This window comes from Embleya sp. NPDC050493 (assembly GCF_044458105.1).
Lineage (GTDB): Bacteria > Actinomycetota > Actinomycetes > Streptomycetales > Streptomycetaceae > Embleya.
The window spans coordinates 29,022-44,474 of the sequence record NZ_JBITHP010000016.1; the positions used below are offsets into that span (position 1 = coordinate 29,022).

Consider the following 15,453-nt stretch of genomic DNA (forward strand, 5'->3'; position numbering starts at 1 on the left):
CCACCCCGAGCCCCACGCCCGAGGAGAAGGCGCAACTGCCCGCCCCGCGCGACACGCACGGCGAACCGAGCGGCGAACCCATCGAGGTCCGGCACGGCATGTTCGGTGCGAGCGGATCGGGCGACACCTCCGGCTACGGCAAGCTGGTCCGCACCATCGCCTTCCCCGGCGCCGCCACCCGCCCGTACGGCGGCCCGCGCGGAACCGCGGAGGGCGAGGGCGAATTCGACCTGGTCGCCGACGAACTCTCCGGCGCCCTCGCGGAAGCCGGCATCGAGTTCGACGAGGCGATCGAGAAGGTCGTGGTCGACCGCGGCGAAATCACCTTCCACGTGCGGCGCGAGTCGTTGCCGCGGATCGCGCTGACCCTGCGCAACGACCCGGCACTGCGCTTCGAGCTGTGTACCGGCGTCTCCGGCACGCACTACCCCCAGGAGACCGGCCGCGAGCTGCACGCGGTCTACCACCTGCGCTCGATCACCCACAATCGGGCGGTCCGGCTCGAAGTCTCGGTCCCGGACGCGGATCCGCACCTGCCGTCCCTGGTGAGCGTGTATCCCGCGCTGGACTGGCACGAGCGGGAGACCTACGACTTCTTCGGCCTCGTCTTCGACGGCCACCCCGCGCTCACGCGCATCCTCATGCCGGACGACTGGCCCGGCCACCCGCAGCGGAAGGACTACCCGCTCGGCGGCGTGCCCGTCGAGTACAAGGGCGCCCAGATCCCGCCGCCCGACCAGCGGAGGTCGTACAACTGATGAGCGATCAGACAACGACACCCCCATCCGCCGCGCACGCGCGGGAGACCACCGAGGGCCGGGTCTACACGGTCACCGGCTCCGACTGGGACGAGGTGGTCCAGGCCGCGGCGGACGCCGAAGAGCGCATCGTCGTCAACATGGGTCCGCAACACCCGTCCACACACGGCGTGTTGCGGTTGATCCTGGAGATCGACGGCGAAAGCGTCACCGAGGCCCGGTGCGGAATCGGTTACCTGCACACCGGCATCGAGAAGAACCTGGAGTTCCGCAACTGGACCCAGGGCGTCACCTTCGTGACGCGCATGGACTACCTGATGCCGCTGCACAACGAGACCGCGTACTGCCTCGCGGTGGAGAAGCTGCTCGGCATCACCGACGACATCCCCGAGCGCGCGCAGGTGATCCGGGTCCTGCTGATGGAGCTCAACCGGATCTCCTCGCACATGGTCTGCCTGGCCACCGGTGGCATGGAGATCGGCGCGCTCACCGTGATGACCTTCGGGTTCCGCGACCGCGAACTGATCCTCGACGTGTTCGAGATGATCACCGGCCTCCGGATGAACCACGCCTACATCCGTCCGGGCGGTCTGGCCCAGGACCTCCCGCCGGGCGCCGTGGACAAGATCCGCGACCTGGTGAACATCCTGCCCGGCCGGATCCGCGAGTACGAGCTGCTGCTCAACGACAACGCGATCTTCAAGGGCCGCACCCAGGGCATCGGCTACCTCGACCTGGCCGGCTGCATGGCACTGGGCCTGACCGGCCCGGTGCTGCGCTCCACCGGGCTGCCGCACGACCTGCGCAAGACCCAGCCCTACTGCGGCTACGAGAACTACGAGTTCGACGTCGCCGTCGCCGACTCGTGCGACTCCTGGGGTCGGTACCTGATCCGCATCGAGGAGATGAAGCAGTCGCTGCGGATCGTCGAACAGTGCCTGGACCGACTGGCCCCCGGGCCGGTCATGGTCGGCGACAAGAAGATCGCCTGGCCCGCACAGCTCGCGCTCGGCTCGGACGGCCTGGGCAACTCGCCCGTCCACATCGCGAACATCATGGGCACCTCGATGGAGTCCCTCATCCACCACTTCAAGCTGGTCACCGAGGGCTTTCGGGTACCGCCGGGCCAGGTCTACAGCGCGATCGAATCGCCCCGCGGCGAACTGGGCGTACACGCGGTCAGCGACGGTGGCACCCGCCCCTACCGCGTGCACTTCCGCGACCCCTCGTTCAACAACCTGCAGGCCATGGCCGCGATGTGCGAAGGCGGTCAGGTGGCCGACGTGATCGTGGCAGTGGCGGGCATCGACCCCGTCATGGGAGGTGTCGACCGATGAGTACGGACCTGGGCATGCCGATGCCCCCGCCCAAGCCGGCTCCGCCGTTCCCGCCCGAGGTGCGCGCCCGGCTGGAGGTGGACGCGAAGGAAGTGATCGGGCGCTACCCACAGGCCCGCTCGGCGCTGCTGCCGCTGCTGCACCTGGTGCAGGCCGAAGAGGGCTACGTGACCGGCACCGGCATCGAGTTCTGTGCCGACATGCTGGGCCTGACCACGGCGGAGGTCTCCGCGGTCTCCACCTTCTACACGATGTACCGGCGCCGTCAGGGCGGCGACTTCCACGTCGGCGTCTGTACCAACACGCTGTGCGCGGTGATGGGCGGCGACGAGATCTTCGCGAGCCTGAAGGACCACCTCGGAATCGGCAACAAGGAGACCACCGCCGACGGCGTGATCACCCTGGAGCACATCGAGTGCAACGCCGCGTGCGACTACGCGCCCGTGGTGATGGTCAACTGGGAGTTCTTCGACGACGCGACCCCGCAGTCGGCCAGGGAACTCGTGGACGACCTGCGCGCGGGCAAGGACGCGGTGCCCACGCGCGGTGCACGCCTGTGCACCTTCCGGGACACCTCGCGGATCCTGGCCGGCTTCCCGGACGAGCGGCCCGGCGCGGTCGACGAGGGCGGCGCCGGCGGCACCGCCAGCCTGGTCGGCCTGCGGATCGCCAACGGCACGCACACCGACGAGGCGCCGCGCACCGACCAGGCGCCGCGCACCGCGCCCGCCCCTCGCAGCGCGGCCGGACGCGACGAGCAGCCGCCCGCGCCCAGTTCGCACGACGCCCCGGCGCGCACCGCCGAGTCCGACCCGGCCCACCCCGCGCCGCCCACCGGGGCCGCGACCGACCAGGACGGGGACCAAGCGCCGTGACCGAGCCCTCCCTCCTCACCCCCGTGCTCTCCGCGAACTGGGACGAGCACCAGCCGTGGACGCTGGACACCTACCGGCGCGGCGGCGGCTACGACGGCCTGCGCAAGGCGCTGGCGATGCACCCCGACGAGGTGATCCAGACCGTCAAGGACTCCGGTCTGCGCGGTCGCGGCGGCGCGGGCTTCCCCACCGGCATGAAGTGGGGATTCATTCCGCAAAACGACGGCAAGCCGCACTACCTCGTGGTCAACGCGGACGAATCCGAGCCGGGAACCTGCAAGGACATCCCGCTCATGTACGCCAACCCGCACGTGCTGATCGAGGGCGTGATCATCGCGTCCTACGCGATCCGCTCCGAGCACGCGTTCATCTACGTGCGCGGCGAGGTGGTCCCGGTACTGCGCCGACTGCACAACGCGGTCCGCGAGGCATACGCCGCCGGCTACCTCGGCAAGAACGTGCTCGGCTCGGGCTTCGACCTCGAACTCACCGTGCACGCGGGCGCCGGCGCGTACATCTGCGGCGAGGAGACCGCGCTGCTGGACTCGCTGGAGGGCCGCCGGGGGCAGCCCCGACTGCGCCCGCCGTTCCCCGCGGTGGCCGGCCTGTACGCCTCGCCGACCTGCGTGAACAACGTCGAGTCGATCGCGTCGGTGCCGCCGATCCTGAACAAGGGCGTCGAGTGGTTCCGCTCGATGGGCTCGGAGAAGTCGCCCGGCTTCACGTTGTACTCGCTGTCCGGACACGTCAAGCGGCCCGGGCAGTACGAGGCACCGCTCGGGGTGACCCTGCGCCAACTGCTGGACCTGGCGGGCGGGGTGCGCGAAGGACACCGGATCAAGTTCTGGACGCCCGGCGGCTCGTCCACGCCGATGTTCACCGACGAACACCTGGACGTACCGCTCGACTACGAGGGCGTCGGCGCGGCCGGATCCATGCTCGGCACCAAGGCGCTGCAGATCTTCGACGAGACCGTGTGCGTGGTGCGTGCGGTGCTGCGATGGACCGAGTTCTACGAGCACGAGTCCTGCGGCAAGTGCACCCCGTGCCGCGAGGGCACCTACTGGCTCACCCAGCTGCTCACCCGGCTGGAGCGCGGCGAGGGCACCGAGGAGGACCTGGAGACGTTGCTTGACGTCGCCGACAACATCCTCGGCAAGTCGTTCTGCGCGCTGGGCGACGGTGCCGCGAGCCCGATCCAGTCCTCGCTCAAGTACTTCCGCGACGAATACCTGGCGCACTTCGAGCACGGCGGCTGTCCGTTCGACACCGCGGCATCCACCGCGTGGGCGAGCACAGCCCCCGCTTCAACCGGGGCAGGAGCGCACAGCTGACATGACAGTCACGACCAACACCCCCGCGGGTGGGCCGCCGGCCCCCGAGCCGGAGGACCTCGTCACCATCTCGGTGGACGGGATCGACGTCTCCGTGCCCAAGGGCACCCTGGTGATCCGGGCCGCCGAGCTGATCGGCATCCAGATCCCCAGGTTCTGCGACCACCCGCTGCTCGACCCGGTCGGCGCGTGCCGGCAGTGCCTGGTCGACGTCGAGGGCCAGCGCAAACCGCTCGCATCGTGCACCACCACCGTCACCGACGGCATGGTCGTACGCACCCAACTCACCTCCCCGGTCGCGAAGAAGTCGCAGGACGGGGTGATGGAACTGCTGCTGATCAACCATCCCCTGGACTGCCCCGTCTGCGACAAGGGCGGCGAGTGCCCGCTGCAGAACCAGGCGATGAGCGCGGGACGTTCCACCTCGCGCTTCGCCGAGGTCAAGCGGACCTTCCCCAAGCCGCTGCGGATCTCCTCCGAGGTGCTGCTGGACCGCGAGCGCTGCGTGTTGTGCGCGCGCTGCACCCGCTTCTCCGAGCAGGTCGCGGGCGATCCGTTCATCGCGCTGATCGAACGCGGCGCACTCCAGCAGGTCGGGATCTACGAGAAGCAGCCCTTCGAGTCCTACTTCTCCGGCAACACGATCCAGATCTGCCCGGTCGGCGCCCTCACCTCGACCGCGTACCGCTTCCGGGCCAGGCCCTTCGACCTGGTGTCCTCCCCGACCACGTGCGAACACTGCGCGTCCGGGTGCTCGCTGCGCGCGGACCACCGGCGGGGCAAGGTGCTGCGCCGGCTCGCCGGCGACGAGCCCGAGGTCAACGAGGAATGGAACTGCGACAAGGGTCGCTTCGCGTTCCGTTACGCCACGCAGCAGGACCGGCTCACCTCCCCACTGATTCGGGACGAGGAGAGCGGCGAACTGGTTCCGGCGTCCTGGTCCGAGGCGCTGAGTGTGGCCGCGCGCGGGCTCGCCGCCGCACGCGGCAACGCCGGTGTCCTGGTCGGCGGCCGGGCCACGCTGGAGGACGCCTACGCCTACGGCAAGTTCGCCCGGGTCGCGCTCGACAGCAACGACATCGACTTCCGGGCCCGGGAGCACTCCGCCGAGGAGGCCGAGTTCCTCTCCGCCAAGGTGGCCGGCACCGGACTCGGCGTGACCTACGCCGACCTGGAGAAGGCCCCCGGCGTGCTCCTGGTCGGATTCGAGCCCGAGGACGAATCGCCGATCGTGTTCCTGCGGCTGCGCAAGGCCGCCCGCAAGGGCCTGAAGGTCTACGGCATCGCGCCGTTCGCCTCGCCCGGCCTGGTCCGGATGAAGGGCACCCTGCTGCGCGCGGCCCCCGGCACCGAGACCGAGTGGCTCTCCGCGCTCGGCGACCCGGCGGTCGAGGGCGAACTCGCCCGCGGCGCCGCCGACCTGCTGCGCACACCGGGCACCATCGTGCTCGTCGGCGAACGCCTGGCGGGCGTGCCCGGCGCACTGGCCGAGGTCACCGCACTGGCCGCACGCACCGGCGCCCGACTCGCCTGGATCCCGCGCCGGGCCGGCGAGCGCGGCGCACTCGACGCGGGTGCGCTGTACAACCTGCTTCCGGGCGGGCGACCGGTCGGCGACCCGGCGGCCCGCGCCGAGGTGGCCGCGGCCTGGGCGGTCGCCGACCTGCCCGGCGGCTACGGCCTGGACACCACCTCGATGCTCACCGCGGTCCGCGAACAGCGCCTGGCCGCCCTCGTGGTCGGCGGCGTCGACGTGGACGACCTGCCCGACCCGGCCGGCGCGATCGCCGCGCTGGACGCGGCCCGCTTCGTGGTCAGCCTGGAACTGCGGCACAGCGCGGTCACCGAACGCGCCGACGTGGTCTTCCCGGTCGCCGCGCCCGCCGAGAAGCCGGGCACCTTCGTCGACTGGGAGGGCCGGGAACGCCCGTTCGCCACCGTGCTGAAGAAGGACCAGCTCACCGGGGACCTGGCCGCGGTGATGTCCGACCTGCGGGTGCTCGACGCGATCGCCGAGGCGATGGCCGAGGAGCGCGAGGGCACCCCGATCGACCTGCCCTCGCTCACCGCCGCCCGCCGCGAACTGCGCCGGCTGGGCCGGTGGAGCGGGGACCGGGGGCCCGCCCCCGAGGGCCTGGCCCGCGAACTCCCGCGCCCCGGTGCGGGCGAAGCCGTACTCGCCACCTGGCGGCTGCTCCTGGACGAGGGCCGCGGGCAGGACGGCGAACCGCATCTGGCGGGCACCCGGCGTGCGCCGGTGGTCCGGCTGAGTGCGTCCACGGCCGCCGAGATCGGCGCCGAGGAGGGCGGCGGCGTCACCGTGACCTCGTTGCACGGGGAGGTCACGTTGCCGCTGCGCATCACCGACATGACCGAGCGCGTGGTCTTCCTGCCCGCGAACTCGCCCGGCTCCTCGGTGCGGCGCGCACTGCGGGTGGGCGCGGGCGAGGTGGTCAAGATCCGGCCGGCCGTGGTCGATCTCGCCCAGGCGGAGGGCCCCAACGGAAAGGGGCACGAAGTGCTTCCGAACAAGGGTGACGACGGGCGACGGGCGGGCGTCCCCGGCCTCAACGGTCGGACCGCACACGTTCATGAGGAGGAGCGGTGACGGACAGCGGCATGCAGCTCGCCGCCGTCGGGTTCGGCACCGACGTCTGGTGGCTGGTCCTGCTCAAGGCGGTGCTCATCTTCGCGTTCTGCGTCGTCATGACGCTGTTCGCGATCTGGTGGGAACGCAAGGTCGTGGCCTGGATGCAGATGCGCATCGGGCCCAAGTACACCGGCCCGCAGGGCCTGCTCCAGTCCCTCGCGGACGGCGTGAAGCTCGCGCTCAAGGAGGACATCACCGTCAAGGGCGCCGACAAGGCCGTCTACATCATCGCCCCGATCGTGGCGATGGTCCCGGCGTTCATGGCGTTCGCGGTGATCCCCTTCGGGCCCGAGGTCTCCATCTTCGGGCACCGCACGCACCTGCAACTGACCGACCTGCCGGTCGCGGTCCTCTACATCCTCGCGGTCGCGTCCGTGGGCATCTACGGCATCGTGCTCGCGGGCTGGTCCTCCGGCTCGACCTACCCGCTGCTCGGCGGGCTGCGCAGCTCGGCGCAGATGATCTCGTACGAGATCGCGATGGGCCTGTCGTTCGCGGCGGTGTTCCTCTACGCCGGCTCGATGTCCACCTCGGAGATCGTCGCCGCCCAGCAGGACACCTGGTACGCGGTGCTGCTGCCGGTCTCGTTCATCATCTACGTCGTCGCGATGATCGGTGAGACCAACCGCGCGCCGTTCGACCTCCCCGAGGCCGAGGGCGAGCTGGTCGGCGGATTCCACACCGAGTACTCCTCGCTGAAGTTCGCGCTGTTCTTCCTCGCCGAGTACGTGAACATGGTGGTGGTCAGCTCGCTGGCCACCACGCTCTTCCTCGGCGGCTATCTCGCGCCGTGGCCGATCACCGCGGTCTGGGAGGGCGCCAACTCCGGCTGGTGGCCGTTCCTTTGGTACTTCCTCAAGGTCCAGGCCTTCATCTTCGTGTTCATCTGGCTGCGCGGCACGCTGCCGCGGTTCCGCTACGACCAGTTCATGAAGATCGGCTGGAAGGTGCTGATCCCGCTCTCGCTGGTGTGGCTGATGCTGGTGGCCACCGTGCGCGCGCTCAAGAACGAGGGCTACGAGCAGTCCCGGATCGTGCTGTGGGTCGCCGGCGGCGTGGTCGCCCTGCTCCTGCTGTCGATCCTGTGGGACGCGGTCACGCCCAACCGGGACGAGGAGGCGGACGCGAAGGCGGCCGGACCCGAACCGTTCGACCCGATGGCGGGCGGGTTCCCCGTACCGCCGATGCCGGGGCAACAACTCCCGCCGGTGCCGCGCCGCAACGTGCGCAAACCCGAGCCGGTCGGGGTGCCGGCCGCGGCGGAGCCTCCGGCCGACCGCACTGAAGGAGAGGCATAGACCCGTGCCCAAGTTCCTCGGACCGGTCGCGGGGTTCGGTGTCACCTTCGCGACGATGTTCAAGAAGGCGAACACCGAGTACTACCCGTACGAGAAGAAGGTCACCGCACCGCGATTCCACGGCCGGCACCAGCTCAACCGGTACGCCGACGGCCTGGAGAAGTGCATCGGCTGCGAGTTGTGCGCGTGGGCGTGTCCCGCCGACGCGATCTTCGTGGAGGGTGCCGACAACACCGACGAGGAGCGTTTCTCGCCCGGTGAGCGGTACGGCCGCAACTACCAGATCAACTACCTGCGCTGCATCTTCTGCGGCCTGTGCATCGAGGCGTGCCCGACCCGGGCGCTGACCATGACCAACGAGTTCGAGCTCGCGGACACCAGTCGGGCGAGCCTGATCTTCACCAAGGAACAGCTGCTCGCGCCGCTGCACGAGGGCATGGTCCCGGCGCCGCACGAGATGTACCCGGGCACCACCGACACCGACTACTACCTGGGCAAGGTCACCGCGGCCGCGCCCGGCACGGTGACCCAGGGGCAGCCCCGCGAGGCGGCCGAGGTGCACGAGCAGGGGACGGAGGCGGGCCGATGAGTCCCGGAATCGACTTCGCGGCCGAGGTCACCAAGACCTCCACCGGCGAGGCGCTGCAGTTCTGGGTGCTCGCCGCCGTCGCGCTGATCGGCGCCCTGGCCACCGTCTTCATGAAGAAGGCGGTGCACAGCGCGCTCGCGCTGGTCACCACGATGATGTGCCTGGCGATCTTCTACCTGGCCCAGGGCGCGGTGTTCCTGGGCATCGTGCAGATCGTGGTCTACACCGGCGCGATCATGATGTTGTTCCTGTTCGTGCTGATGCTGGTCGGCGTCTCCTCGGTGGACTCGCTCAAGGAGACGCTGAAGGGTCAGCGGATCGCCGCCGCCGGGCTGGGCCTGGGCTTCGGCATCCTGCTGGTGTCGGCCATCGCCAACGCGTCCATCACGCACTTCACCGCGCTGGCCGGCAAGACGCCGGGCAGCCGGCCGGTGTACCCGGCCGAGACGAACGACGAGGCGGTGCGCGCGGCGTCCGAGGGGAACGTGCAGGGCCTGGCGCACCAGATCTTCACCAAGTACATCTGGGCCTTCGAGATGACCAGCGCGCTGCTGATCACCGCGGCGGTCGGCGCGATGGTGCTCGCGCACCGCGAACGCCTGGTGCCGCGCAAGACCCAGCGCGAGTTGTCCGAGGAGCGCGTGCGCGAGAACAAGCAGGTCGCGCCGCTGCCCACGCCCGGGGTGTACGCCCGGCACAACGCCGTGGACGTGGCCGCGCTGCTGCCGGACGGCAGCGTCTCGCAGTTGTCGATCAACGGCACGCTGCGCGCACGCGGCCAGATCCGTGACGTCAGCGCCGAGGCGGTGCACAGCGTCGCCGAGTTGGAGACCGCCGGCGCGGACACCGACGACGAGGCGTGGCCGGACGAGTCGGACGGTCCCGCGTCCGCACCGGTGCCCACCGCCCGGCAGGAACACGACGACGCCGACTCTTCGTCGGGCGACGGCTCGGGCAACGAGGTTGCCGCCGGCGCAGGCTCCAAGGAGGGGCGCCCGTGAACCCGGTGAACTACCTGTACCTGTCCGCGCTGTTGTTCACGATCGGCGCGGCCGGGGTTCTGCTCCGGCGCAACGCGATCGTCGTGTTCATGTGCGTCGAACTGATGCTGAACGCGTGCAACCTCGCGTTCGTCACGTTCGGCCGCATGCACGACAACCTCGACGGCCAGATCATCGCGTTCTTCACGATGGTCGTGGCCGCATGCGAGGTCGTGGTCGGACTGTCCATCATCATCGCCATCTTCCGCAGCCGCCGTTCGGCCTCGGTCGACGACGCCAGCCTCATGAAGTGGTAGGTCGGAACCGGTGATCGAAACCTCCTCCCTGGCCTCCGGCGTCGTGCTCGCCAACGAGGGTGGCGGCGGGCTGCACTCCGTCGCGGCAAGTGGCGCGTTTTCGGCGCTGTGGCTGGTCGTCGGCCTGCCGCTGCTCGGTGCGCTGCTGTTGCTCGTCGGTGGCAAGCGCACCAACGCCTTCGGCCACATCCTCGGCACCGCGATGGCCCTCGGGGCGTTCGTGGTCGGCGTGCTGATGTTCGTGACCATGCTCGGCAAGGACGACGCGGACCGCTCGGTCGACCAGCACCTGTGGACCTGGGCACCGGTCAACGAGTTCCAGGCCGACATCGGCCTGCACCTCGACCAGTTGTCCATCGTGTTCGTGCTGCTGATCACCGGTGTGGGCTCGCTGATCCACATCTACTCGATCGGCTACATGGCGCACGACGAGAACCGTCGGCGCTTCTTCGGCTACCTGAATCTGTTCGTCGCGGCGATGCTGCTGCTGGTGCTGGCGAACAACTACCTTCTGCTGTACGCCGGTTGGGAGGGCGTGGGGCTTGCCTCCTACCTGCTGATCGGCTTCTGGCAGCACAAGCCCAGCGCTGCGACGGCCGCCAAGAAGGCGTTCATCATGAACCGCGTCGGCGACTTCGGTCTGGCCGTGGCGATCTTCCTGATGTTCACCACGTTCGGCACCTTCGACTTCGCCGACGTGCTCGGCGGCAGCGCGAGCGCGAGCGACGGCACGATGACCGCGATCGGCCTGATGTTGCTGCTCGCCGCGTGCGGCAAGTCGGCCCAGTTCCCGCTCCAGGCCTGGCTCGGCGACGCGATGGAGGGTCCGACCCCGGTCTCCGCGCTGATCCACGCGGCGACCATGGTCACCGCCGGCGTGTACCTGATCACCCGGTCCGCGGAGATCTTCAACGCCTCGCCGGACGCACAACTGGCGGTCACCGTCGTCGGCGCGATCACCGTGCTGTTCGGGGCGATCGTGGGTTGCGCCAAGGACGACATCAAGAAGGCGCTGGCCGCCTCCACGATGAGCCAGATCGGTTACATGATCCTGGCCGCGGGACTGGGCCCGATCGGCTACGCGTTCGCGATCATGCACCTGGTCACCCACGGCTTCTTCAAGGCCGGGCTGTTCCTGGGCGCGGGTTCGGTCATGCACGGCATGAACGACGAGGTCGACATGCGCCGCTACGGCGGCCTGCGCAAGTACATGCCGATCACCTTCGTCACCTTCGGCCTGGGCTACCTGGCGATCATCGGCTTCCCGCTGCTGTCCGGGTTCTTCTCCAAGGACAAGATCATCGAGGCGGCGTTCGCCAAGGGCGGCACCTCGGGGTGGATCCTGGGCGCGGTCACCCTGGTGGCGGCCGGACTCACCGCGTACTACATGACGCGCGTGATGCTGATGACCTTCTTCGGCAAGGAACGCTGGAAGGAGGCGCCGGCCGGCGCCCCGGCCGACTGGCACGAGCCGCACCCGCACGAGTCGCCGGTCTCGATGACCGGCCCGATGATCCTGCTCGCGTTCGGATCGGTGTTCGCGGGTGGCCTGTTCGTGCTCAACGAGTCCTTTGTGAAGTGGCTGACGCCCGTCACCGGCTTCTCGCACGGCGACCTGCCGATGAGCGAGTGGGCGGTCACCGGTCTGGCGCTCTCGATGGTCGCCCTCGGCTCGGTGGTGGCCTACGTGCAGTACGCCCGCCGGGACGTGCCCGCGGTGGCACCGGCCGCGAGCCTGGTCACCGTCGCGGCGCGGCGGGACCTGTACCAGGACGCGGTCAACGAGGGCCTGGTGATGCGGCCCGGCCAGTACCTGACCCGCCTGCTCGTGTGGTTCGACAACCGCGGCGTGGACGGATTCGTGGGCGGACTCGCGGCGTTCTTCGGCGGCACCTCGGCGCGTGTGCGCAAGGTGCAGACCGGATTCGTGCGTTCGTACGCGCTGTCCATGTTCGGCGGCACGCTGCTGGTCGTGGCCTGCACGCTGATGGCTCGGATGGCCTGAACATGACCATCCGGACACGACCCCAGATCGCCCACCCCGTAGGCGCCTTGGCGGAGGGACTTCGATGAACGGCCACTTTCCCTGGCTGACGACGCTCGCGGCGCTGCCGTTCGTCGGCGGGCTGTGCGTCGCCGCCGTGCCGGCCGGCAAGCGCAAGCTCGCCAAGAACGTGGCGCTGCTGTTCAGCCTGCTCACACTCGCCGTCGCGATCGTGGTCGCGACCAAGTTCGACAATGACGGCGACCGCTTCCAGATCACCGAGAGCTACAGCTGGATCTCCTCGTTCGGGGTGCGCTGGTCGCTGGGCGTGGACGGGATCGGCCTGGTGCTGATCCTGCTCACCGCGGTGCTGATGCCGCTGCTGATCCTGGCCTCGTGGCACGACGCGGACGACGCCCCGGTGGGCGCCGACGGCGTGGTCGGCACCGGCAAGGCCGCGCCGCGCAGCACGCACGCGTTCTTCGCGCTGATGCTGCTGGTCGAGGCCATGGTGGTGGTGTCCTTCGCGGCCACCGACGTGTTCATGTTCTATGTCTTCTTCGAAGCCATGCTGATCCCGATGTACTTCCTGATCGGCGGCTACGGCGGCGCGCAACGCTCGTACGCGGCAGTGAAGTTCCTGCTCTACAACCTGCTCGGCGGACTGGTCATGCTGGCCGCCGTGGTCGGTCTGTACGTGGCAACCGCCAACCAGGGCATCGGGATCGACGGAAACGGCACCTTCGACTTCGTGAAGATCTCGCAGGCCGTGGCCACCGGTCAGCTGGACATCGACCCGACCGCGGAGAAGGCGCTGTTCCTGGGCTTCATGTTCGCGTTCGCGGTCAAGGCCCCGCTGTGGCCGTTCCACACCTGGCTGCCGGACACCATGACCGAGGCCACGCCCGGCATCGCGGTGTTGGTCACCGCGATGGTGGACAAGGTCGGCACGTTCGCGATGTTGCGGTTCTGCCTGGAGATCTTCCCGAACGCCTCGAAGTTCTTCGCCCCCGTGGTGATCACACTCGCGGTGATCGGGATCATCTACGGCGCGCTGCTCGCGGTCGGCCAGACCGACATCAAGCGGCTGATCGCGTACACGTCCATCTCGCACTTCGGCTTCATCATCCTGGGCATCTTCGTGATGACCAGTCAGGGCCAGTCGGGCGCGACGCTGTACATGGTCAACCACGGCTTCTCCACCGCGGCCCTGCTGCTGATCGCGGGCTTCCTGATCACCCGCCGCGGCAGCAGGACGATCGCCGACTTCGGCGGCGTGCAAAAGGTCGCCCCCGTTCTCGCGGGTACGTTCCTGGTGGCCGGACTCGCGACCCTCTCGATGCCGGGGCTCGCCCCGTTCGTGAGCGAATTCCTGGTGCTGGTGGGCGCGTTCGCGAAGTACAAGGTGGCCGCGATCTTCGCCACCACCGGCATCGTGCTCGCCGCCCTGTACGTGCTGGTGCTGTACCAACGCACGATGACCGGCCCGCTGCGGCCGGGCAATGAAAAGCTCCGCGACCTGGTGCCGCGCGAACTGGCGGTCGTGGTACCGCTGATCGCGTTCCTGCTCGTGCTCGGCGTCTATCCCAAGCCGGTGCTCGACGCGGTGAACCCGGCCGTGGACCACACGCTCAGCCGGGTGGAGCAGAAGGACCCGGCGCCCACCAAGCCCATCGAACAGGCCGCGGGCACCGAGGCGCACACCACTGGAGGCTCCAAGTGAGCATGAGCACCGCCGCAACGGCAACGCTCGCCGTGACGAAGGTGGACGCGCCCACCATCGAGTACGGCAAGCTCTCGCCGATCCTGATCATCGCGGGCGTCGCCGTGGTGGGCGTGCTGATCGAGGCGTTCCTGCCCCGACCGGCCCGCTACCGCGCGCAGCTCACGGTGGCCCTGGTCGGCATGATCGCCGCGTTCGGCGCGGTCGTCTGGCTCGCCCGGGACCTGCCGGACGACCACCGCGGCAGCATCACCGCGATGGGTGCGGTCGCCGTGGACGGCCCGTCGCTGTTCCTCCAGGGCACGCTGCTGCTGATCGGCATCGCCTCGGTGCTGCTGATCGGCGAGCGCAGGCTGGAACCGGCCGGCGGCGACGCGTTCGCCCCGCAGGCCGCGGCGGCGCCCGGCAGCCAACAGGAGAAGGACGCGGCGGCGGCGGGCTGGACGCAGACCGAGGTCTACCCGCTGACCATGTTCTCGCTGGTGGGCATGCTGCTCTTCCCGGCGGCGAACGACCTGCTGATGATGTTCGTCGCGCTGGAGATCCTGTCCCTGCCGCTGTACCTGCTGTGCGGGCTGGCCCGGCGCAACCGGCTGCTCTCCCAGGAGGCCGCGCTCAAGTACTTCCTGCTCGGCGCGTTCTCCTCGGCGTTCTTCCTGTTCGGCGTGGCCATGCTGTACGGCTACTCCGGCAGCGTCTCGCTGGACAAGATCGGGGTCGCCTCGGCCGGTGCGATGGACAACGACGCGCTGCTGCTGATCGGGCTCGCGATGGTCGCCGTCGGCCTGCTCTTCAAGGTCGGCGCGGTGCCGTTCCACTCCTGGACGCCGGACGTGTACCAGGGCGCGCCGACCCCGATCACCGGGTTCATGGCGGCGGCCACCAAGGTCGCCGCGTTCGGTGCGATGATGCGCTTCTTCTACGTCGCGCTGCCGGGCATGCGCTGGGACTGGCGGCCGGTGATGATCGGCGTCGCGATCCTGACCATGGTCGCCGGTGCGATCATCGCGATCACCCAGACCGACGTGAAGCGGCTCCTCGCCTACTCCTCGATCGCCCACGCGGGTTTCATCCTGACCGGAATGATCGCGATGAACGACGCGGGCGTGTCGTCCACGATGTTCTACCTTGTGGCCTATGGGTTCGTCACCCTGGGTGCGTTCGCGGTCGTCACATTGGTCCGCGACGCCCGCGGCGAGGCGACCCACCTGTCCCACTGGGCGGGTCTGGGCAGGCGTTCCCCGCTGGTCGCAGGAGTGTTCGCGTTGTTCCTGCTCGCCTTCGCCGGCATCCCGCTGACCAGCGGTTTCGCCGGAAAGTTCGCGGTCTTCCAGGCGGCGGCGCGAGGCGGTGCGGGCAGCCTCGTGGTGGTCGGTGTGCTGTGCAGTGCGATCGCCGCGTTCTTCTACGTGCGGGTGATCGTGTTGATGTTCTTCTCGGAGCCCAAGGCCGACGGTCCGACGGTTGTCGTACCGAGCGTGATGACCACCGCTGCCATCGCGCTCGGGGTAGCCGTTACCGTGGTCCTTGGCATCCTCCCGCAGCCGGTACTGGACCTCGCGGACAAGGCAGCCTTGTTCGTCCATTAAGCAAGACGCAGAGACTCTG

12 protein-coding genes are annotated in these 15,453 nt (G+C 69.4%); all 12 read left to right on the plus strand.

All coding sequences use genetic code 11. From position 1 onward, the window contains the following. The first annotated feature begins 35 nt into the window (after positions 1-35). The 12 genes from ACIBM5_RS27650 (at position 36) to nuoN (ending at position 15,434) form a co-directional block, all read left to right on the plus strand. Positions 36-758 carry an NADH-quinone oxidoreductase subunit C gene (locus ACIBM5_RS27650; RefSeq protein WP_391585538.1) on the plus strand — a complete coding sequence of 241 codons (723 nt, stop codon included), beginning with the start codon at positions 36-38 and terminating at the stop codon, positions 756-758. Beyond that, entirely contained in the window at positions 758-2,095 is a 1,338-nt protein-coding gene (locus tag ACIBM5_RS27655) for an NADH-quinone oxidoreductase subunit D (protein ID WP_391585458.1), read from the plus strand. Before ACIBM5_RS27650 ends, ACIBM5_RS27655 begins: the two co-directional genes overlap by 1 nt. Beyond that, positions 2,092-2,970 carry an NADH-quinone oxidoreductase subunit NuoE gene (nuoE, locus tag ACIBM5_RS27660; protein ID WP_396009298.1) on the plus strand — a complete coding sequence of 293 codons (879 nt, stop codon included), beginning with the start codon at positions 2,092-2,094 and terminating at the stop codon, positions 2,968-2,970. The genes ACIBM5_RS27655 and nuoE overlap by 4 nt, the downstream gene beginning before the upstream one ends. After that, entirely contained in the window at positions 2,967-4,304 is a 1,338-nt protein-coding gene (gene nuoF, locus ACIBM5_RS27665) for an NADH-quinone oxidoreductase subunit NuoF (RefSeq protein ID WP_396009299.1), read from the plus strand. The genes nuoE and nuoF overlap by 4 nt, the downstream gene beginning before the upstream one ends. Position 4,305: 1 nt before the next feature. Beyond that, complete coding sequence (locus tag ACIBM5_RS27670) at positions 4,306-6,912, plus strand: NADH-quinone oxidoreductase subunit G (RefSeq protein WP_396009300.1); 2,607 nt, start codon at positions 4,306-4,308, stop codon at positions 6,910-6,912. 11 nt (positions 6,913-6,923) lie between these two features. Then, the gene (nuoH, locus tag ACIBM5_RS27675) at positions 6,924-8,252 is read left to right on the plus strand and encodes an NADH-quinone oxidoreductase subunit NuoH (RefSeq protein ID WP_396009385.1); all 1,329 of its coding nucleotides are present in this window, start codon (positions 6,924-6,926) and stop codon (positions 8,250-8,252) included. Between the two features lie 4 nt (positions 8,253-8,256). Further along, the gene (gene nuoI, locus ACIBM5_RS27680) at positions 8,257-8,841 is read left to right on the plus strand and encodes an NADH-quinone oxidoreductase subunit NuoI (protein ID WP_391585454.1); all 585 of its coding nucleotides are present in this window, start codon (positions 8,257-8,259) and stop codon (positions 8,839-8,841) included. Then, positions 8,838-9,842: an NADH-quinone oxidoreductase subunit J gene (locus ACIBM5_RS27685; protein ID WP_396009301.1), complete on the plus strand. Its 1,005-nt coding sequence runs from the start codon at positions 8,838-8,840 to the stop codon at positions 9,840-9,842. Before nuoI ends, ACIBM5_RS27685 begins: the two co-directional genes overlap by 4 nt. Beyond that, positions 9,839-10,138 carry an NADH-quinone oxidoreductase subunit NuoK gene (nuoK, locus tag ACIBM5_RS27690; protein WP_020549317.1) on the plus strand — a complete coding sequence of 100 codons (300 nt, stop codon included), beginning with the start codon at positions 9,839-9,841 and terminating at the stop codon, positions 10,136-10,138. The genes ACIBM5_RS27685 and nuoK overlap by 4 nt, the downstream gene beginning before the upstream one ends. A gap of 70 nt (positions 10,139-10,208) precedes the next feature. Next, complete coding sequence (gene nuoL, locus ACIBM5_RS27695) at positions 10,209-12,143, plus strand: NADH-quinone oxidoreductase subunit L (protein ID WP_396009386.1); 1,935 nt, start codon at positions 10,209-10,211, stop codon at positions 12,141-12,143. Between the two features lie 64 nt (positions 12,144-12,207). Continuing rightward, positions 12,208-13,845 carry an NADH-quinone oxidoreductase subunit M gene (locus ACIBM5_RS27700; RefSeq protein WP_396009302.1) on the plus strand — a complete coding sequence of 546 codons (1,638 nt, stop codon included), beginning with the start codon at positions 12,208-12,210 and terminating at the stop codon, positions 13,843-13,845. 2 nt (positions 13,846-13,847) lie between these two features. Continuing rightward, entirely contained in the window at positions 13,848-15,434 is a 1,587-nt protein-coding gene (gene nuoN / locus ACIBM5_RS27705) for an NADH-quinone oxidoreductase subunit NuoN (RefSeq protein WP_391585451.1), read from the plus strand. The last annotated feature ends 19 nt before the right edge of the window (positions 15,435-15,453 follow it).

Bases quoted from the DNA above. Each gene is read 5' to 3' on its own strand.
- ACIBM5_RS27655 (WP_391585458.1), top strand. From the start codon at position 758: ATGAGCGATCAGACAACGACACCCCCATCCGCCGCGCACGCGCGGGAG.
- nuoE (WP_396009298.1), top strand. From the start codon at position 2,092: ATGAGTACGGACCTGGGCATGCCGATGCCCCCGCCCAAGCCGGCTCCG.
- ACIBM5_RS27670 (WP_396009300.1), top strand. From the start codon at position 4,306: ATGACAGTCACGACCAACACCCCCGCGGGTGGGCCGCCGGCCCCCGAG.
- nuoH (WP_396009385.1), top strand. From the start codon at position 6,924: ATGCAGCTCGCCGCCGTCGGGTTCGGCACCGACGTCTGGTGGCTGGTC.
- ACIBM5_RS27685 (WP_396009301.1), top strand. From the start codon at position 8,838: ATGAGTCCCGGAATCGACTTCGCGGCCGAGGTCACCAAGACCTCCACC.
- ACIBM5_RS27700 (WP_396009302.1), top strand. From the start codon at position 12,208: ATGAACGGCCACTTTCCCTGGCTGACGACGCTCGCGGCGCTGCCGTTC.
- nuoN (WP_391585451.1), top strand. From the start codon at position 13,848: ATGAGCACCGCCGCAACGGCAACGCTCGCCGTGACGAAGGTGGACGCG.